This is a genomic window from Arthrobacter sp. efr-133-R2A-63 (genome assembly GCF_030209795.1).
GTDB lineage: Bacteria > Actinomycetota > Actinomycetes > Actinomycetales > Micrococcaceae > Arthrobacter > Arthrobacter bambusae_A.
Window position 1 is genome coordinate 1 of sequence record NZ_JARVRG010000011.1, and the last position, 18,967, is coordinate 18,967.

General features: G+C 64.2%; 14 protein-coding genes, 1 tRNA gene and 1 pseudogene. 8 read left to right on the plus strand and 8 right to left on the minus strand.

Going from position 1 to position 18,967, the window contains the following annotated elements; translation table 11 throughout:
* Window positions 1–176: 176 nt before the first annotated feature.
* The 4 genes and pseudogenes from QRN45_RS05690 to QRN45_RS05705 all read left to right on the plus strand — a co-directional run bounded on the left by QRN45_RS05690 (window position 177) and on the right by QRN45_RS05705 (window position 4,027).
* Complete coding sequence (locus QRN45_RS05690; RefSeq protein WP_241707993.1) at window positions 177–671, plus strand: SRPBCC family protein; 495 nt, start codon at window positions 177–179, stop codon at window positions 669–671.
* 73 nt (window positions 672–744) lie between these two features.
* Window positions 745–1,110, plus strand: a pseudogene (locus QRN45_RS05695) (GNAT family N-acetyltransferase); the annotation flags it as partial.
* Window positions 1,111–1,164: 54 nt separating this feature from the next.
* Window positions 1,165–2,583, plus strand: coding sequence for an FAD-binding oxidoreductase (locus QRN45_RS05700; protein WP_284762665.1), 1,419 nt, complete (start codon window positions 1,165–1,167; stop codon window positions 2,581–2,583).
* 121 nt (window positions 2,584–2,704) lie between these two features.
* Complete coding sequence (locus QRN45_RS05705) at window positions 2,705–4,027, plus strand: MFS transporter (RefSeq protein ID WP_284762627.1); 1,323 nt, start codon at window positions 2,705–2,707, stop codon at window positions 4,025–4,027.
* Window positions 4,028–4,080: 53 nt separating this feature from the next.
* On the opposite strand, the gene QRN45_RS05710 is transcribed toward QRN45_RS05705, so the two are convergent.
* Window positions 4,081–5,307, minus strand: a complete 1,227-nt coding sequence (locus tag QRN45_RS05710) for an amidohydrolase family protein (protein WP_284762628.1) — start codon at window positions 5,305–5,307, stop codon at window positions 4,081–4,083.
* Window positions 5,308–5,588: 281 nt separating this feature from the next.
* Between QRN45_RS05710 and QRN45_RS05715 the strand changes: the two genes are divergently transcribed.
* The gene (locus tag QRN45_RS05715; protein WP_264637432.1) at window positions 5,589–6,260 is read left to right on the plus strand and encodes a GntR family transcriptional regulator; all 672 of its coding nucleotides are present in this window, start codon (window positions 5,589–5,591) and stop codon (window positions 6,258–6,260) included.
* 9 nt (window positions 6,261–6,269) lie between these two features.
* On the opposite strand, the gene QRN45_RS05720 is transcribed toward QRN45_RS05715, so the two are convergent.
* The 4 genes from QRN45_RS05720 to QRN45_RS05735 form a co-directional block, all read right to left on the minus strand.
* A complete protein-coding gene (locus QRN45_RS05720; protein ID WP_078106409.1) occupies window positions 6,270–7,679 on the minus strand; it encodes a DUF4032 domain-containing protein in 1,410 nt (469 codons plus the stop codon).
* Between the two features lie 99 nt (window positions 7,680–7,778).
* Window positions 7,779–8,861, minus strand: coding sequence for an ABC transporter ATP-binding protein (locus QRN45_RS05725; protein ID WP_059388327.1), 1,083 nt, complete (start codon window positions 8,859–8,861; stop codon window positions 7,779–7,781).
* Window positions 8,862–9,055: 194 nt separating this feature from the next.
* Window positions 9,056–9,880, minus strand: a complete 825-nt coding sequence (otsB, locus tag QRN45_RS05730; protein ID WP_284762631.1) for a trehalose-phosphatase — start codon at window positions 9,878–9,880, stop codon at window positions 9,056–9,058.
* A complete protein-coding gene (locus QRN45_RS05735) occupies window positions 9,870–11,360 on the minus strand; it encodes an alpha,alpha-trehalose-phosphate synthase (UDP-forming) (RefSeq protein WP_284762632.1) in 1,491 nt (496 codons plus the stop codon). Before QRN45_RS05735 ends, otsB begins: the two co-directional genes overlap by 11 nt.
* A gap of 181 nt (window positions 11,361–11,541) precedes the next feature.
* On the opposite strand from QRN45_RS05735, the gene QRN45_RS05740 reads away from it, so the two are divergent.
* Both QRN45_RS05740 and QRN45_RS05745 read left to right on the plus strand, forming a co-directional pair.
* Entirely contained in the window at window positions 11,542–12,420 is an 879-nt protein-coding gene (locus QRN45_RS05740) for a DsbA family protein (RefSeq protein ID WP_078106406.1), read from the plus strand.
* A 150-nt stretch (window positions 12,421–12,570) separates the two neighbouring features.
* Window positions 12,571–12,644 (plus strand) — tRNA-Thr (locus QRN45_RS05745).
* Window positions 12,645–12,733: 89 nt separating this feature from the next.
* On the opposite strand, the gene QRN45_RS05750 is transcribed toward QRN45_RS05745, so the two are convergent.
* Window positions 12,734–13,948, minus strand: coding sequence for a site-specific integrase (locus QRN45_RS05750; RefSeq protein ID WP_284762634.1), 1,215 nt, complete (start codon window positions 13,946–13,948; stop codon window positions 12,734–12,736).
* A 25-nt stretch (window positions 13,949–13,973) separates the two neighbouring features.
* Complete coding sequence (locus QRN45_RS05755; protein WP_284762635.1) at window positions 13,974–14,186, minus strand: helix-turn-helix domain-containing protein; 213 nt, start codon at window positions 14,184–14,186, stop codon at window positions 13,974–13,976.
* A gap of 321 nt (window positions 14,187–14,507) precedes the next feature.
* On the opposite strand from QRN45_RS05755, the gene QRN45_RS05760 reads away from it, so the two are divergent.
* Complete coding sequence (locus QRN45_RS05760) at window positions 14,508–15,146, plus strand: TMEM175 family protein (protein WP_284762636.1); 639 nt, start codon at window positions 14,508–14,510, stop codon at window positions 15,144–15,146.
* Between the two features lie 180 nt (window positions 15,147–15,326).
* On the opposite strand, the gene mobF is transcribed toward QRN45_RS05760, so the two are convergent.
* On the minus strand, window positions 15,327–18,899 hold the full coding sequence (gene mobF, locus QRN45_RS05765; protein WP_284762637.1) for a MobF family relaxase: 3,573 nt from the start codon (window positions 18,897–18,899) through the stop codon (window positions 15,327–15,329).
* Window positions 18,900–18,967: the final 68 nt, after the last annotated feature.

Here is an 18,967-nt window from a genome sequence, read left to right on the forward strand (position 1 = left end):
CACCATTGAGCCGGACCGGACCCCCATCCCCGAGCTGCCCTCAGCAGAAGTGAGCCGGCGTCCGGCCCGGACCCGTCATAAGTGAGCGGGCGTCCGGCCCGGACCCGTCATAAGTGAGCGGGCGTTTGGGAGGGGCCGGAGGCAGGGCTCTTATCCCGGCGGTAAAGTTGGTGCACATGGAGAGCCTCTTTAGTCACCTCGCGCCGGACTCCGAACCCCAGCCGGAGCCATCCGGCGAGCTGAACCCGGTGGTGTGCACCGTCGTCGTGCCTTCTTCGGTGGCGCATGCTTTCATGGGCTTCACCGATCACCCGCACCTCTGGTGGCCGATGGAGGACCACAGCGTCTACGGGGCGGGCTCGCACGTTGAATTCGAGGAGAATTTGATCCTCGAGACCGCGGACGACGGGCGTACCTCGATATGGGGGACCATCGACGATTGGCAGCCGCCGTTGTCCTTCCACGCGAGTTGGTATCCGGGCAGCACCGCGATGTGGTCCACTGAACTCCGACTAGCCTTCCGGGCGGTTGACGGAGGTACAGAGGTCCGTCTGGTGCACGACGGCTGGGAAGGCGCCGAACACCCCGCGCAAACCCGTGCAAACTACGCTGCCGACTGGCCTGGAGTTCTTGAGCGCTACGTCCGGTTCATGGGCGGCGCAAGTGAATAGAATCCGTCGGCTCCAAGCTGCCGACTGGCGTTTGCTTCGCGACGTCCGGTTGGAGATGCTGTCGGACACCCCGATGGCTTACGTGGAGAGCTTAGCGGCAGCACGGCGCCAGACCGATACTCAGTGGCAGGAGCGAGCAGCCACGATGTCGGGTGACTCGAGCATCACGCTCGTGGCGGATGACGGGACAGATGGCAGCCGGATCAGTGGACTCATGCGCGTCGTCCTCAAGCAGCCACAGGATCCTTCCCAGGCTCAGCAAGCGATGCTGATCAGCGTCTACGTGGCGCCCGAACACAGGGGTCTGGGCCTGGCAGACCAGTTGCTCGACGAGGCATGCTCAGTCGCCGGCACCGAGCTCGGCGCGGCCCTGATCGAACTGGGTGTCCACGAGGACAACGCCCGCGCCAGGGCCTTCTACGCCCGGCATGGCTTTGAATACACAGGTGCCAGCCGGCCGTATCCGCAGGATAAAACCAGGTTGGAAATCGTCATGGCCCGCCGCATTACTCCCGTAGGGCCGACCCGGCAGAGCCAAGGCCCCGGCGGATTCATCGATGAACTGGCGGTCGCGCTGACGCAGGGACAAGTCGCCATCGACGAAGAGACACGAACGAGCTACGCGGCAGACCAAGGGCCGGTCCTGGACCTGCAGTTGCCCTTGGCTGTGGTGTTCGCCGAGTCCGTGGATGACGTGCAGTACGTGGTGCGCAGTTGCGCCAGGTACGGGGTTCCGATTGTTGCACGCGGCGCCGGCACCGGGGTTTCCGGTGGTGCCCATGCCAGCCAAGGGTGCATCGTGCTCAGCTTGGAACGCATGAACCGGATCCTGCAGCTCAACGCCGACGACGAGACCGCCGTCGTCGAACCTGGCGTGGTTAACGCGGATCTGAACGCCGCGGCGGCTGAACATGGCCTGATGTACGCTCCGGACCCTGCGAGCTACAAGATGTCCACGATCGGCGGCAATGTGGCCACGAACGCCGGCGGCCTGCGCTGCGCCAAGTACGGCGTGACCAGAGACTCGGTGCTGGCGCTCGACGTCGTCCTGGCCGACGGCTCGCTCATCCACACAGGACACCAGACGTTCAAAGGCGTGGCCGGATACGATCTCACGGCACTGTTTGTGGGTTCGGAGGGCACCTTGGGCATCGTGGTGGGCGTGACGGTGCGCTTGCGCTACCTTCCCCGCGACGTACAGACCGTGGCGGCGTTCTACCCGGACTTCCGCGGTGCCGCCGCGGGCGTCCTCGCGGTCGGAAAGGCACGCGTCCAGCCCGCCATCATGGAAATGCTCGACGCCGGTACGCTGGCCCAGCTCGATGAACTGTACGGCTCGGACCTCGGAGAACGCGGGCAGGCGCTTCTCCTGATCCAGACAGACGGTTTCGGAGCTGCCGCGGAAGCAACGCTCGTGCGGGAGGTGCTTGCAGCGGGCGGCGCCTCGGTGACGGCGGAATCGAACGCGGAAGCCGAGCGACTCATCGAGATGCGCCGCTCAAGCCGCGGCGACGAAGTGGACAACGAATACCGGGTAGGGGAGGACGTCGCCGTTCCCAGGTCCCGGCTTGTCGAATACGTGGCCGCGCTCGAAGCCATGGCCGTCACCCACGATGTCCAGCTCAAGGTGGTGGCCCACGCCGGCGACGGCAACCTGCACCCGACCTTCTGGGTGGACCGTGTGGACATGGAAGTGGACGCCGATGCAATGTCCCGCCTCAACAAGGCCTTGGACGACTCCATCGATGCCGCGCTGGAGATGGGTGGAACCATCACCGGAGAGCACGGGGTAGGTCAGTACAAGCTGCGCTGGCTTGGCCTTGAGCAGCCCGCACCCATCCGCGAGTTGCAGCGGCGGATCAAGGAGCTTTTCGACCCTGCCGGAATCTTCAACCCCGGCAAGGCCATTTAAAGCTTTGGTATTCCAAATCTGATCGTGAAGATCTCACGCCCTAGACCCAGGCCGGTTTACTTTACCAAGCAATGCCCCTAATCTTATTTGGTATACCAAATTAGATTCCGGGAGACGACCAATGGGACAAGCAAGCCAGCGCCACCGTACTTCCGCGTGCGCTGCTCGACGGACCGCCGGGGTGCTCGTTGCACTCGGGCTTGTCTCCATCAACCTCCGTCCGGCCATTACGACGGTCGCCGGCACCATGGGTCAGCTGCAGGCAGGCTTCGGACTCGACGCGCATCTGCTGCCGCTGCTCGGTGCCTTGCCTGTACTTGCTTTCGGCGTCTCAGCTCCCTGCGGTCCGTGGCTGGCCCGTCGCGTGGGCACTGGCAGGGCCGTGGCTGCGGCGCTTCTGGTACTTGCCGCCGCGCTGATTGGCCGCGTATTCGTGCCCGGGCTGTTGCTGCCCGGAACGTTCCTGGCAGGGGCATCCATCATGACCGCCAGCGTGCTCGTGCCACAGATCGTCAAAGCAAACCGCGGTACCGGCTGGTGGACGGGGCTGTGCACGATGGGCTTCGGTCTGGGCGCGGCGCTCGGCGCAGGGCTCGTCCAGCCGCTGCAGCAAGCGCTCGGCGGAAGCCTCGCCTGGGCACTGGCCGTCTGGGCCGTCCCCGCCGTGCTCGCGGCCGCGTTGATCCGGCGTACAGCTCAAACACCAGGGCGCCCCAGCGGGACCGATGGAAGCGGCGGACCGGCGTCGGGCGCTGGTTTACAGGAGACGACGACGGCGGGCGGCGCCACGGGCGAGGCCGTCGCCATTCCGCTGCGAAAACAGGGGACGGCCTGGGCTGTGACCGCTTTCTTCGGGCTGCAAGCCATGCTGTATTTCGCCATTACCTCGTGGTTGGCTGTCTTCCTGGTGTCGAAGGGCCAGACCGCGGCGGACGCGGCCGGGCTCTTGGCCTGGTTCAGCATCGCCGGGCTGCCCGCAAGCTTGCTGGCTCCCGTCCTCGCGGGGCGTCGAGCGGTCCTGAAGTTCATGGCTCCGGGCTTGGGGTTGTTCGTTGCCGCGGCTTTGATAGGCGTCTTGACGGCGCCCGCAGCTTTGCAGTTCCTGATGGTCGGCCTGTTGGGGATCGTCCAGAGCGCCGGCTTCGGGCTGGGAATGGCGTTGGTGGTCATCCGTTCGGCAGGGCCGGAGAGCGCTGGCAGCCTTTCCGCCATGAGCCAGGGTTTGGGTTTCGCGCTGGCCTCCCTGGGGCCCTTGGGCGCGGGATTCCTGCATGAGTGGTCCGGTGGCTGGGACGTTCCGTTTTGGGCCTTGGCGGCGGAGGCGGTGTTCCTTGCGCTTGCCGGTTTCCTCGCCGTGCGCGGGCCCGCCGTGCGCGGGCCCGCCGTGAGGGTGGCAGCCGCCGAGGCGGAGCGCCGTGGCGAGCCTGCCGCCGTCGGGCGTTAAACCAAGAAAGCGGCCGGTCCCTCCGCGAGGGAACGGCCACTTTTTGTGCGAAATTAGACGAGCTTGAGCTGATCCGCCACGACCTTGCCGCGGTGGATCACTGTGCGGTCGGTGCCGCGGTCCATGACGGCGGAGGCCACCGTTTCGCCGTCGAGCAGCAGGAGTTCCGCGGGATCGCCGACCTCGACGCCCGGGCGGTGTGCCGTGCCCTTCAGTCGGGTGGCGGACGGGTCGAGGATACTTGCGCCACCTACCGTGGCGATCGCGAGGCAGTGCTCGATGAGCTCGTCCTTGCGGAAGCCGTGGGTGAAAGCGAGCTGCCATGTGCGGTCGAGCATGTCCGTGTTGCCGTAGGGGGACCAGTAGTCGCGCTGGCCGTCCTCGCCCAAGCCCATCCGGACTCCGGCTTGGGCGAGCATCGGGATGGGCAGCTGGCCCGCCACCCCGGCGGAACCCGGCGCCACGGACGCCATCGAGATGTCCAGTTCGGCGAACTCGTCGATGAGGCGGCGCGTGGTGGCCTCGGAGATGCTGCCCAGCTGGTACGCGTGGGACATGGTGACCTTGCCCTGCATCCCCAGCGCGCGGGTGCGCTCAAGCACCAGGTCCGTGCTGAACACGCCGAGTTCGCCGGGCTCATGGAGGTGGATATCGATGGGGACCTGGTACTTTTCGGCCAGTCCGAAGACGATGTCCAGATGCCGGGCCGGATCGCGGTCCAGGCTGCAGGGGTCGATGCCGCCCATCACATTGGCGCCGGCCTTGAGGGCCTGGTCCATGAGGGGCACGGTGCCCTCCTCGAGGAGGAGGCCGGCCTGCGGGAACGCGATGATGTCGACGTCGGCCTGGCCTTTGAACTGCTCCTTGGCGGCCATCACGGCGTCGAAACGCTCAAGGCGGCAATCGACGTCGATCTGGGCATACGAACGGACTCGGGTGGTGCCGCGCGCGATCATCCGGCCGAGGGTGTCGTTGACGCGTTCCTGCAGCGGAACTTCGGCGTTGCGCCAGTTCTGCCGGTCGTTCATCATCATGGTCCATACGCCCGGGCCGCCGGTGTGTTCGCGGAACGGCAGGCCGATGCGGGTCGAGTCCAGGTGCACATGGACGTCCGAGAACGACGGCACGAGAAGACGGCCGCGGCCTTCGACGACGGTGACGTCGCCGGCCGCTGCGCGCGCCGGGTGGTGGGGTTCGACGCCGGTGATCTTGCCGTCCGTGACGAGGACGTCGCTCAATGCTTGTCCCCAGGGGCGGACGGCGCGAATCAAGGTGTTCAATGTATTGCTCCTTTGATGTTGGATCTATTGCACACCAGCGTGGGCCGCGGATTCCAGACCTGCGTGATGGCAGGCCGGGGCCAAGGGCGAACCCGCTCCGGCGCTGGTTGACAGAGAGTGGACCCCCGGCTCTTTTGTATACCAAAAATAGATTAGAGCAGGTTTTGGGCGATGTAAATCACAAATATTGCGTTATCTGGAATACCAAAAAGCACTATTTCCGCCCGTGTATGCTCGGGTGGAATGCAAGACGACGGGGAAGGGAAGGGTGGCCGAAGGCGATGTCCGAAACGCTGACAGCCCGCGACGACGAAGCCCGGGCCGAACAGGTCTACCAGCTGGTTCTTGAGGGAATCGTGGCGGGGAGATACGAGCAGGGCGTGCGGCTGCGCGAACGGGAGCTCTCCGAGCTCTACAACGTTTCACGAATTCCGGTACGCGAAGCCATCCAACGCCTCGAGCAGGACGGCTTCGTGGAAACCTTCCCCCGCCGGGGCGCAGTGGTCCGCCAATTGACGCTCACCGACGTGAATGAACTTTTCGACGTGCGGCTCTGCCTGGAAACGTTTGCCGCCCGCATGGCGGCCGTCCGCGTCGCGGCGGGTGAACCGGGCGGCCGACTGCAGGAACTCCTCGACGACACGAGGCAAGCGATCGACGACGACCGGACCGACGACGTCGTACGCCTCAGTGCGGCGTTCCATGCCGAAATCGTCCGGCTGTCCGGCAACCGGCTGCTCATCGAATCGGTCAAACCGTTGTTCGGGCGGATGCGCTGGATCTTCGGGCTCGCCCACAACCGCAGCAACGAACTCCAGCGCGATGAGCACATGGAACTATGCAACGCCATCCTCGGCGGCAAGGCCGACCTCGCCTACACGCTGGCGTACTCCCACATCGAGCTAGGACGCGAACCCGTACTCAAGGGACTCGCGCAGACGCTGGAGCCCTAAACCTCGGCGTTAGTCGTCCGAATCCGGGTATTCGTCCTCGTCGTACCGGGATTCCTCGGTTTCGGCTTCCAGGATCTTGAGCATCGCAGTGTCAGGGTTGAGCATGATGGCAGCCTCGTCACGCCGGTGGCGCAGGATGGTATCCAGGTAAGACTGCACGGCTTCCGCCAAGGGGATGTGGCTGTCCTGCTTCTGGCTCATGTACCAGCGGTGCTCGAGGACTTCGTGGACCACTTCCGCCGGCTCAAGCTTGCCGGCGAGGTCGCGCGGGATGGACCGGACGATGGGCTCGAAGATCTGGCTGACCCAGGTGTGGGCACTTATTTCTTCGTCCATGTCCGGATTGTTGTCCGCCCGGAACGAATCCATGTCGTTGAGCAGCCGGCGGGCCTGGTTCTCCTGGGCATCCAGGCCAGTGAGGCGGAGCAGCCGCCGCTGGTGGTGGCCGGCGTCGACGACCTTGGGCTGCAGCTGGATGGTGGAGCCGTCCGCGGTGGTCTTGATGGCATATTCCTCGACGTCGAAGCCCAGTTCGTTGAGGCGGCGGATGCGCGCCCCCACGCGCCAGCGCTCGCCGAGTTCGAACGATTCCTTCTCGGTAAGCTCGGTCCAGAGCCTGCGGTACGAGTCCATGATGAGCTCCGACGTCGCCACCGGGTCCACCTTCTCTTCGATCAGTCCGCCTTCGAGCAGGTCCATGAGTTCCCCGGCGATGTTGACGCGCGCGATCTCGAGATCGTATTCGCGCTGGCCCACCGACAGATCGGGGTACAGCTCGCCGGTCTCGGCGTCCACGAGGTACGCGGCGAAGGCGCCGGCGTCGCGACGGAACAAGGTGTTGGACAAGGAGACGTCGCCCCAGTAGAAGCCGATCAGGTGCAGGCGCACCAACAGCAGCGCCTGGGCATCGATTAGCCTCGTCAGCGTGTCCCGCCGCAGCATCTGGGAGAAGAGCGCCCGGTATGGCATGGAGAATTTGAGGTGGCGGGTGACCAGCACGGGGTTCAGCGGCTTCCCGTCCACCGTGGTCCGGCCGGTGATGACTGCAACCGGCTCGACGCATGGCACATCCATCCGTGCCAGCTTGCGGAGCATGTGGTACTCGTGCCGGGCAACGTGCTCGGACGTTTCCTTGATGGCGATAACGGAGCCGGCCAAGTGCGCGAAACGCACGATGTGCCGGGAGATGCCGCGGGGCAGGGCGGCCAGGTTTGCTGCGGGCCAGTCTTCGAGGGCGATGTGCCAGGGCAGGTCCAGGAGTTCGGGATCGGCCGCCGCGGCGGTGATGTTGAGGGATCCGATGACGCTCGCTGGTGGTGCAGTGTCGTTGGCGCTGGCAGCCTCGGTGCGCGGGAGTTTGCCGATCTGCGCGTAGTCGGTGGGTTCGTCATGCCACTTGGCACCGCTTTGCTCGGTCATGGGGTCAATTCTTCCGTATGGAGGCTGTTGTTAACGACGACGGCGGCCCGTCCACTCGGAAGGGCCGCCGTCGCTTCGATATTAGGGTGCCGGTGGGGATCAGTCGCCCAGGCGCAGGCCCGACTTCGTGTCGAACAAGTGCACGTGGCCGGACTGCGGACGAACGAAGATGGACTCACCCTTCATCGGGGGGCGGCGGCCGTCGACGCGGGCCACGATGTCGTGGCTCTTGCCGTCAAGCGTGGTGTGGCCGTAGACGTAGGCGTCGGCGCCGAGCTCTTCGACGACGTCGACCTCAACTTCGAGGCCTTCGCCGGCACCAACGGTCTCGAGGTCTTCCGGACGGGAACCGAGGGTGACGGTCTTGCCGTGTGCCTCTTCGAGGACATCGTGGGGTACCGGGTACACGGTGCCACCGAACTGGACGCCGCCGTCGACGACGGGCAGTTCGAGCAGGTTCATGGCGGGGGAGCCGATGAAGCCGGCAACGAAGACGTTCTTCGGGCGGTCGTACAGGTTGCGCGGGGTGTCGACCTGCTGCAGCAGGCCGTCCTTGAGAACGGCAACGCGGTCACCCATGGTCATGGCCTCGACCTGGTCGTGGGTCACGTAGACCGTGGTGACGCCGAGGCGGCGGGTCAGGGATGCGATCTGCGTACGGGTCTGGACACGGAGCTTGGCGTCCAAGTTGGAAAGGGGCTCATCCATGAGGAAGACCTGCGGGTTGCGGACGATGGCGCGGCCCATGGCAACGCGCTGACGCTGGCCACCGGAGAGTGCCTTCGGCTTGCGGTCCAGGTATTGCTCAAGGTCAAGAAGCTTGGCTGCTTCGCGGACACGCTCGGCGCGCTCTTCCTTGGAAACGCCGGCGATCTTGAGTGCGAAGCCCATGTTGTCCGCAACCGTCATGTGCGGGTAGAGCGCGTAGTTCTGGAAGACCATTGCGATGTCGCGGTCCTTCGGCGGGACGTCCGTGACGTCGCGGTCACCGATCAGAATGCGGCCGGAGTTCACATCCTCGAGGCCCGCGAGCATGCGCAGGGAGGTGGACTTACCGCAACCGGAGGGTCCAACGAGGACCAGGAATTCGCCATCGGCGATGTCGATGTTGAGCTTATCGACGGCGGGCTTATCTGTGCCCGGGTACAGACGCGTAGCGTTATCAAAAGTAACTGTTGCCACAGTTATCAATCCCTTCACCGGCAGGTACGTGCCGGACGATCCGTTGTGAATGGTTCATGTTTATTCAGTTGGACTCCCCGCCCTGGGCTAAGCCCGGGCAAGGGAGACTGAGTGACGCCGCACGGTAGTTGTGCGCCACATCACAACCAAGAGTATGGCAGCAGTCCGGGTTATTCGCCTAAATGTTACGAATGTCACATGTGAGATGCGTCTCCCGAGACCTTGCGGCGACGCTCGCGAAGCACGGCCTCCAGGAGTTCTGCGACGTGGACAGGGGCCTCGACGCGGAACTCGGCCTGGGTGAAATCCAGCCCCACCTTCACTCCGACGTCGCTGGAGCCGAGCCTGGCGATCGCGTCCTCGTCCGTCACGTCGTCGCCGGCAAAAAGGATCCCGGTGGCGGAGGTGGCCTGGCGCAGGAACTCGACAGCATCGCCCTTGGAGGAGTGCACTACCGAGGTCTCGAGGATCCGTTTGCCGTTCTTGAGGAAGACTCCAGGCAGGCCTTCGAGCACCGACCTCGCCGCCGCGACGGCGTCCTCCGCCACGTCGTCGGCGGCACGCCTGGTGTGGAGTACGACGCCGGCGGGCTTGTCTTCGAGGACGGTCCCCGGAGCTTCCTGCGAGATTCCGGCCAAGACTTCGCGGACTTCGGCGAGGAGCTCCCGTTGGGCGTCGTCGAGTTGGAGTTCCGTCGAACCGGGGCCCAACCAGGCCTCTGCGCCATGGCTGCCTATCAGCAGCGTGGCTTCAGGGGGTGAGGCGACCTCCCGCAGACTGGCCAATGCGCGCCCCGAGATGAGCGCCGTCGTCGTCCTCGGAAGCTTGGCGAGTTCGGCAAAAGCGGCGGCTGAGCGCTCGAGCGGGCGGGCGGCGTCGGCGTGGTCCACGATCGGGGAGATGGTGCCGTCAAAGTCCATCGCCACCAGGAGGTGGTCGGTTCCCGCTATCCTGCGGACGGCGTCGAGCAGCTCGGGCTGGAGGCTCAACGGGGGAGTGGCGGCTGTTTCAGGAGTCATCGCGAACCACGGTTTCTGCTAGGGCCGAGAGGAACTCGGCTGACCAATGATCGACGTCGTGGTCGAGGATTTGTTTCCGCATGGACTTCATCCGGCGGCGGGATTCGTTCGGGGGAAGCTCCACGGCCCGCATGATGGTGTTCTTGAGTCCGTCGATGTCGTGCGGATTCATGAGGAGCGCTTGCTTGAGCTGATCGGCCGCTCCGGTGAATTCACTGAGTACCAAGGCGCCCGTGTTGTTGGTCCGGGCCGTGACGTATTCCTTGGCGACGAGGTTCATGCCGTCGCGCAATGCCGTTACCAGCATGACGTCGGCCGCGAGGTACAAAGCCACCATTTCCTCGACCGGGTAGCTGTGGTGGAGGTAGCGCACGGCCGTGTTCTGCATGGTGTCGTAGCTGCCGTTGATGTGGCCCACCGTGCCTTCAATTTCCTCGCGCAGGAGCCTGTACTGCCGCACGCGCTCGCGGCTGGGACTGGCCACCTGGATCAGGGTGGCGTCCTCCACCTTGAGCCGGCCTTCCTTGAGGAGTTCCTCGAACGCCTTCAATCGGTGGGGGATGCCTTTGGTGTAGTCGAGGCGGTCCACGCCCAGGAGGATCGTTTTCGGGTTTCCGAGGTCCTCGCGGATCTGCCGGGCACGCTCGATGATGTCCGGGCGCCCTGCGAGTTCGCTGATGTGGTCCACGGCGATGGAAATCGGGAAGGCCTGCGCGCGGGCAATATGGGTGATCTGCCCATCCCGTCCCTTGACGTGGACTTGTTGCTGCTTGACGCTCGCACCGATGAAGCGGCGCGCCGAACGCATGAAGTTTGCCGCGTCGCTCGGGCGCTGGAAACCTACCAGGTCAGCGCCGAGCAGGCCTTCGATGATGGCCTGGCGCCACGGCAATTGGGCGAAGATTTCCGGTGGCGGGAACGGGATGTGGTTGAAGAAACCGATCCGCAGGTCCGGGCGTGCCTGGCGGAGCATGCTCGGCACGAGCTGGAGTTGGTAGTCCTGCACCCACACGGTGGCTCCGTGGTCCGCGTACTGGATGACGGCATCGGAGAACCGTTGGTTGACCCGGCGGTAGCTGTCCCACCAGGTGCGGTGGAACTCCGGCGGGGCAATGACGTCGTGGTAGAGCGGCCAGAGGGTCGCGTTGGAGAACCCTTCGTAATAGAGCTCAACATCGTCGGTGCTGAGATCCACGGGAATCAGGTCCATGCCGTCGTGGCTGAAGGGCTCCAGGGCCTCGTCCGGGGCGCCGTGCCAGCCCACCCACGCGCCGTCGGTCTTTGTCATCATCGGTGCGAGGGCGGTCACCAGGCCGCCGGGAGAGCGGCGCCAACCTTCCTCGTTGTTTTCCCCGTCATCGCTGGGGTAGCGGTCAACCGGAAGGCGGTTGGAGACCACCATGAAATCGTGTTTCCGGGCTTTTGGAGCCTGATTTCCTTCGGGTCCGCTGTCGATTTTTTCGCTTGCTGGTTCTTGCATTGCTGCCCCCTGGGGTTGCCTGTGACTCTTCTCCCACCCTACCGGCGGGAATCATCAAGGACACTTGCTCGTTCCTCAGACTGGAGTCGAAGACCCCAGCAAAGCTGCCAGTCTTCTCCCGTAAACTGGCACCGTTGCCATAGCTAATAACCCAACGCCGTCGATAAATCACGAGGAACTGATGAGCCCCGCAAACGAACCACGCCTGTCCAAGGCAGAGCGCACCGCCCAGGCCCGCGAGAAGGCCCGCGAAATCCGCGAAGCTCAGCTGAAGAAAGACAAGCGCAACAAGTTGCTCATCGGATGGGGCATTGTGGTTGCCGTTGTGGCGATCCTCGCGGTCATCGCCCTCGTGGTCACCCAGAACATAGCGAACAACGCCCCTATTGCCGACCAGGGCCCGACGCCGGCGAACGCCAACGTGCACGGCGGCGTGACGCTGCTGAAGGGCACCGATGTGACGAAGGTGGCCGCCGGCACCGTCAGCCTGGCATCTCTGCCGTCCGCCCCGGCCACCCCGCCCGCCACGGTGACCGCTCCGGGGGCTGACGCTGAAGCTGGCAAACCGGTCAAGGTTGTGGCCTACATCGACTTCATTTGCCCGATCTGCAAGAACTTCGAGACCACGTACAGCCAGCAGCTGACCCAGTTGCGCAACGATGGCAAGATCACCCTGGAGTACCGTCCGTTCGGCTTCCTCGACGCCAGCTCCAGCACCAACTACTCGTCCCGCGCAGCCAATGCCGCGGCCTGTGTCGCGAACACCTCGCCGGACAAGTACTCGGCGCTCGTGGACCTGCTGTACGCACAGCAGCCCGCCGAGGGCAGCGCAGGCATTTCGGACAACGACCTCAAGAAGTTGGCCACCCAGGCGGGATCGGCCAACATCGACTCCTGCATCGACAACAAGACGTACCGGCCGTTCATCAAGGTGGTCACCCAAGAGGCGAAGAATATCGGGATCTCCGGCACTCCGACGGTGTTTATCGACGGTAAGCAGTGGGATAACAAGACGGACTTCATGACCCTCTTGAATGCGGCTATCGCAGCGAAGAAGTAGCTCTCTGGCCCGAGGCCTTCCGTCCACTGGGAATTTCCGTGGGCGGGAGGTCTTGGGCTACCCTTATCTAGCGCTCGCGCGCACCAGCTCCGGTTCGCCGGGGCACCAGTCCCGGTTCGCCGGGGCACCAGTCCCGGTTCGCCGGGGCGCGCCTCCTTAGCTCAGTTGGCCAGAGCACCGCTCTTGTAAAGCGGGGGTCGTCGGTTCGAATCCGACAGGGGGCTCTTAGTTTGGCTTTGACCTGCGGGTATGTTGATTCTGGTCAGAGCCATTTGAACTTTTTTGCTCCGGACTCACCTTTAACTCACCTAAATCAGATTTGGAGACCGGTCTTGCCAGGCGCTCCTGGTCCCCCGTTGGCTGCGTCGAAGGCGCCGAGCACGGCCCGTGTGTCGATCGCTTCTTTGTATTCCTCGACGTAGTGCTTCCGGGTCATTGACACCTTGGAGTGCCCTGCCTGGTAGGCGGCCGTTTCGGCGCCCATGGTCCGTGCGATGAGAGTCGCGTTGGCCTTGCGGAACGTTTTGAACGTCACCCACGAGTATCCGATTTCGTCTGCCGCTTTGCGCCAGGTCTTGCCGACGTTGTTCGGATCGCACACCGTTCCTGTGGATGAGGGAAAGACCAGGTCCGAGGGATTCCCGGTGGCGTTGCTGCGTTGCCTGAGCTGTCGCCTTCGAAGCGACTCGGCGAGATTTGGCGGTATGGTCACGTAGCGGAATCCGTGCTCGGATTTTGGGTGGTCTTGAATGGTGACACCCCCGGTCGAAGTACGGATGACTGTGGCGTGGACATGGACGGTTGGCGGGTCTGCGTGGAGGTCGACATCAGCCCACGACAGTGCGAACAGTTCGCCTGGGCGTAGGCCTGTGGTGATGAGGACGTCGGCGATTTGGTGGAGTTCCTGGGACCTCGTGCGGCCAAGCACTGACCCCTGCTCCCAGGCAATGAGCTTGGTCCTCAGATCCAGAAACTGTTCCGGATCCAGAGCTTGAGGCTTTGCCGCCCGACTTCTCGGGATAGAGATTCCTAGGACCGGATTGATGCTCACGGCGTCGTGGCGCAGCGCGATTTTGAACATCGACGACAGCACGGCCCCGCAAGTGCGGGCCGTAGCTGGGCCGGCCGCGTCGACAACATTTCGAATGAAGTGATCCACGACGCCTGGCGTGGTCTCTCCAATGCGGACAGAGCCGATTCCAGGCAGAATGTACTTCTTGACGCTGAACGCGTACTTGTCTTTGGTCCGCGATGCCTTGTCCGAGCGTTGCAGCTCTGCCAGGTAGACCTCCGAGAGTTCGCGGATCTGGTCTGTTGCGCTGACGAGGGCGTTGCCTTGGGTCTGCCTTTTTTGCAGTTTGATTTGGAGATTTCGCCGTGCCGCTGCGGCGGATGGTCCGCGGGCTTCGATTTTTCGCGTTTGCCCGTCGAGGTCCCGGTATCTGGCCCGTGCACGCCAGCTTCTTGCTGTTGCCCGGTCAGTGCGGATGAGACCCCATGTTCCGAGGGGCAGTGGGTACCTGCTCATTTATCGCGTGCAGGTTTTGGGCCGGTTACGGCTCTGCGTGCAGCGACAGCCAGGCAACGAAGTCGCTTTGGCTGATTCGCAGGTGCCTGCCGATGCGGTATGCGTGTGGCCCGACGTGCTTGGCTCGCCACTGGTAAAAGGTCTGTTCGGGGATCTGTAGCTGTGCGCAGATCTCTTTCGGGGTGAGCCACTGTTGGTCAACCTCGACGGGCTGGTTGCGTTTGGGGGTCGTCGTCATTGGAGTCTCCGTCATCTTCGCGGGCTGGTCGTGGGTAGAGGGGCTGGCTGTGTTCCTATTCCATGGACGCGGAAGGACGAGGCGGCATGACTTTGCGGTGGAACCTCGCCGTCGCGACTTGACCCTGTGCTGTCCGGGGGAGGCGTCGTCACGGAATCGGTCCTGCTGACCGGTCTGTGCCCTCGGAACTGCGAGATGGTTCAGGCGACTCCGGACAAGGAAGAGTTCGAAGCCGCCGGACCAACCACCACGGACTCCGGTGAGGGTGGCGGTGGCGGACGCGGAGTTCGCTTCGGACGGTGGTCGGAACATACTGAATGAATGCAAACAACCCGGGGCTTGGACAGGCTTGTTTTCTTCACCGATGCCGTGACGGCGATCGCCATAACTCTGCTCGTGCTGCCGCTGGTCGACTCCGTCACCCAGGCGGCCCACGACGGGTTGAGTGCTGAGCAGTTCATCGGGAACAATTACGCGGCGGTCTCTGGCTTCGCCTTGAGTTTCGTGGTGATCGCCCGGCTCTGGCTCGCACACCATTCGACGTTCGAGCATGTCAGGTCCTACAGCAGTCCACTCCTGTTGCTCAACCTGTTTTGGGCGTTCACGGTGGTGGTGTTGCCGCTTCCGACGGAAATGGTGTCCCAGTTCAGGACTTCGCCCCTCTCGGTCGGCGTCTACATCGGGACGATGGCCGCGAGCAGCCTCACGCTCACGGCCATGACGTTGTTGATCCGGAAGCATCCGCAGCTCGAGATGGAAGAGAATCCCATGCCCGGCCGCGAAGTCTTCTCCAGCGTCGTTTCGACGATCGGGTTCTTCATCGCCCTGATCGTGGGAGTGCTCGTGCCGGCCATCAACTTCTACGCGCTGTTGATTATTTTGCTGACCGTCCCATTGCAGCGGGTCTACGATCGACGATCAGCTGCCGCGCGTCTGGCACCAGCCGCGCAATCATCCTAAGGCGGATCGGACCGGCCGAGGGGGGCACGGAACCTGGAAGGTTCCGGGGTTTTTCGGTGGCACCGTGGGTCGCTGTGCGGGACGGGTGCTCCTCCGACAGATGAGGTGTCGAAATGGCGTGAGCGGTAACTTTTCGACTCGATGGCGGGGCCGAGTTCATGGAGCGCATGCTCGGCGCAGTCAGAGCTGCCAGCCGACATGGATAAGGCTTGCTTCTCGATAGATCGAGTCTTCTAACCAACCTTCAGGCTGTTGGTGCGCGGCGGGGCGATGCTCGATCTTAACAATGAGCTCTTGGATGCTTTCGTATTGCGATTTTCGTTCCCACTCGAAGTCCGCCGGAACAGGCCCGAGCGGAAGGGGTGAGTCGTCGAGGCCCCATCTGTCCCGGTAGGTAGCGACTCCGCCAATCACAGGGAGTGTGTCATCCAGACTCACGCTTGGCGCGAGATCCCGCAGGAGGTTTCCCTTCCATTCGGTGTCGTGCAGGAGTGCTTCGAAGGTGACTTTGTCTGCCCTGTCTTGTATTCGCTTCTGTGCCTGGCCGATCATGCTTGCGAGATCACGACGCTCGGTGTGAATTGGCTCAGTCAGGGGATCGGACCCGCTAGCGGGCATTCCGTTGAGGAAGCTGCGGAGCCGGGTATGGATGACCGCGGTGGGGTCTTTTGCCGCTGTGCTTGTCTCCAACGCCTTGGCGACGATCCGCTGAGCACCTGGACGGCTGATGCCCGTGGACCGGCGCCAGGCTGCCACCGTCGGTCCCCACGATGGAGATTTTTGCAGTTCTTCAACCTTCGCTGGGCTGTGCACCTTGAGGAACTTGGTCAGATCTTCGGCGGCTGCGATCTGGGCGAGGTAGTCGTATTCCGGGCTGAGCCGGTCGAGCGTCTCGGCGCTGGACTGTTCGGCGTCGCGGACTTCGTGAGCGGTTCGCTCGGCGCCTTCTGCCGCGAGCACTTCGGCGAGGATCTCCTGCCATTGCGGTTGCAAGGTCGGGTCGAGTGGCTCGGCGTTGCCGGGGTCGTTTTCGCTGACGTACGCGTAATTGCCGCGGCGGCCCCGGGTCATACTGACATAGAGCAGTTCGCGGGTGAGACGTCCTTGGGTGACGACGGTGTGGCCGGTGTCGACCGTGATTCCTTGAGAGCGGTGGGCAGTGGTCGCGTATCCCAGTTCCACGGCCGACTCGACATACTCGCGGTGCAGTGTGACGATGGCGCCGGTGTCCCTCCGGACCGCCACCAGGGAGCCGTCGCGCTTGACTGCACGCACGACGTCGAGCAGAGTGCCGTTGCGGATGAAGTCACCGTTGCTGTCGGCAACGGTGCGGTCGTTGCGGCGAGCGATGATTGTGTCACCGCGCCCGGCACACTGCGTGTCCGCCAGGAGTGCTGTCTGTTCGGCGTCTACAAGACCCTGGATCACGCGGTCCGCCTGGGCTCGTTCGTTGAGCATGCTGACGGTGTCGTTGTCGGCGGCAATAAGGATGGACGACCTTCCCACACGTATGTCGGACTGCCACTGCAGATATGCCTGACCGACCATGTCCAGATAGGTTCCATGCCGGATCCGTTGATGCTGCTCGTAGTCGCTGATGGCTGCGACGTCCCCGGTACGGAGCTTTAACGAGGCATCCCGTTCCCAGGCATTCTCGAAGCGCCAGATGGTGCTCAACCGGGCGGTCTTGCCCTGGCGGTCCAGCCAGCCCAGGACACCGCCGGCGTCGATGGCATCCAGCTGCCCGGGATCGCCCACCAACAGGACCTTCGCCCCGGCATCCCTGGCTTGGTGCACCAGGGCCGACAGCTGAAAAGTGGACACCATCGAAGCCTCGTCGACGACCACCAGCTGGTTCGCGTGAAACCGCCACCTGTCCTGCTCGGCGGCCAGCCGGGTAGCTTCCTGCGCGAGCAGAGCGGTCTGCGGGCTTGACTTAACCACAGGATTGGTGAGCCGCCGCTCCGCATCGAAGAACCGCTCAGCCCGGCGACGGGCCCCCTCACCGGCGGACTCGTACAGCCATTTGGCGACGTTCTCCGCGACCATGGACAGTTCCCGCCCGAGAACCTCGGCACTCGCCGCCGCGGGCGCCAATCCGACTACGCTTCCGGGTCCGAATTCTGCTTCCCAGGCGGCCTTGACCGCGCCGAGGGTGGTGGTCTTGCCGGTGCCTGCCGGTCCGACGACGGCGTCGAGCCGGTTTCCGCTTAGCAGGATCTCTGCAGCGGCGGCCCGCTGGTCCTCATGTAGTCCGAACCGACCGTGGTGGTTGTATCCGGTGAGTTCATCCATGGCGACCATTGGCCGGACGGCGGGGCCGCCGTCGTCGTTCCTTGCTTCCATGGCGGTCTCCTCGTAGGCGAGGGTGTTGGCGTCGGTGTAGAGGCGGGAGCCGTGGAAGTCGAAGACGCTCTGCTTGCCGATGCGCAGATCGGGCCGCGAGTCCGCGGGGATGCAGTACCGGTAGTCGTTCAGGGGCAGCGATTGGGCTTCGGCGGCGGTGGCGACGGCGTCGATCAGGGCGTTGCGGTCCTCCGGTGTGTGGCAGCGGATCGCGGCGCAGACCCGTTCGGCCTCGGCGAGGAGGTTCCAGCGGTTCCAGGTGGCGCGCTTGGTGGCGACTCGCTCCCGCGTCAGTGACGCGACGGCGTCCACCCACTCGGCGGTGAAGTCGCACGAGCGGAAAGGAGCGGTCCGAGATCGCCGAACCGTGTCGGCCAGCACGAATTCTGGGTCGAAACCTTGGGCGACGGCCCGTGCCCTCCACTGTGCGGAGAGCTCGCGGAGCGGCGCAATGGTGTTGGCTTTGGGGGTGCGGGTGGAGAGGGTTGCCTGCTGGCGGAGTTTGATGGTGGTTCTCGCTGTTGGGGAAGTGCCGTGGTCTGTGGTCCATTCGGCCACGAGGCGGTCGGTCTCCAGCTCGATGAGGCGGGACCGGTGGGAGAATTCGCGGATCAGGGCGTCGTGGACTCCGGTGAGCTGCGGGCTGGGGTTGTGGGTGCTGGCTGCGGGCTCCCGGACGTCGGTGTCGGTCCCGAGGTGGCGGTGGAGGGAGTCGAAGAGGAGTCCGTTGTAGTGCTCACTGGCGGCAACCGCTGCCTTGTAGAGCGTCCTGGAGTCGAGGGTGACCCAGGCGCCGTCCGTGATCCGCTGGACGCGGTTGGCGATGACCAGATGCGTGTGCAGCTGCGGGTCCCCGGCGCGCGACTCCCAATGATCAAAGGCGGCGGCGATGGCTCCCGTGGTGCCGATGCGGGCAACGCCATTGCGTCCGGATCTTGTATGGATGACGGACTCTTCCAACCATTCCAGTGTGGCGGTGACGGCGTCGTGATGGGTTTGAAGGATCTGGTCTTGGAGGGTCCGTGGGCTCAGCGCCCAGAGCACGGAGACTGATTTGGGGACGCTGAACGTCAGATCGAATCCGGCGACAGCGCGGCGCGTGCCGGCTTGTCCCAGGCTGTTTTGGGCGAGTGTGGGTTGGCCGTGCGGGCGGCCCAGGGGAGCGCCGGTGTCTGGATGGACAGTTTCGTCGAAGATGGCTTTGGCATCAGTTTCGGTGACTGGGTCGCCGCGGGCCCGGGTGATGCCACCCAGGCCGCTACCGAGCCAGCGCCCCTGCGGTGTCCCGGCCTTCAGGTAGTAGCTTGTGGCGTCCGGGGGAGTCGGCGACACATCATCCATCATCGTGGTCTTGAACAGGTACCTCAGACCCGACTGCGCGGAGAGCCGGGCGATCGACATGGTCATGGCCGTCTCCGTGTCCGCCGTCGGCGGTCTCGCTGCCCGTTGCCGCAGCTCGTAGAGCGGAATCGCTG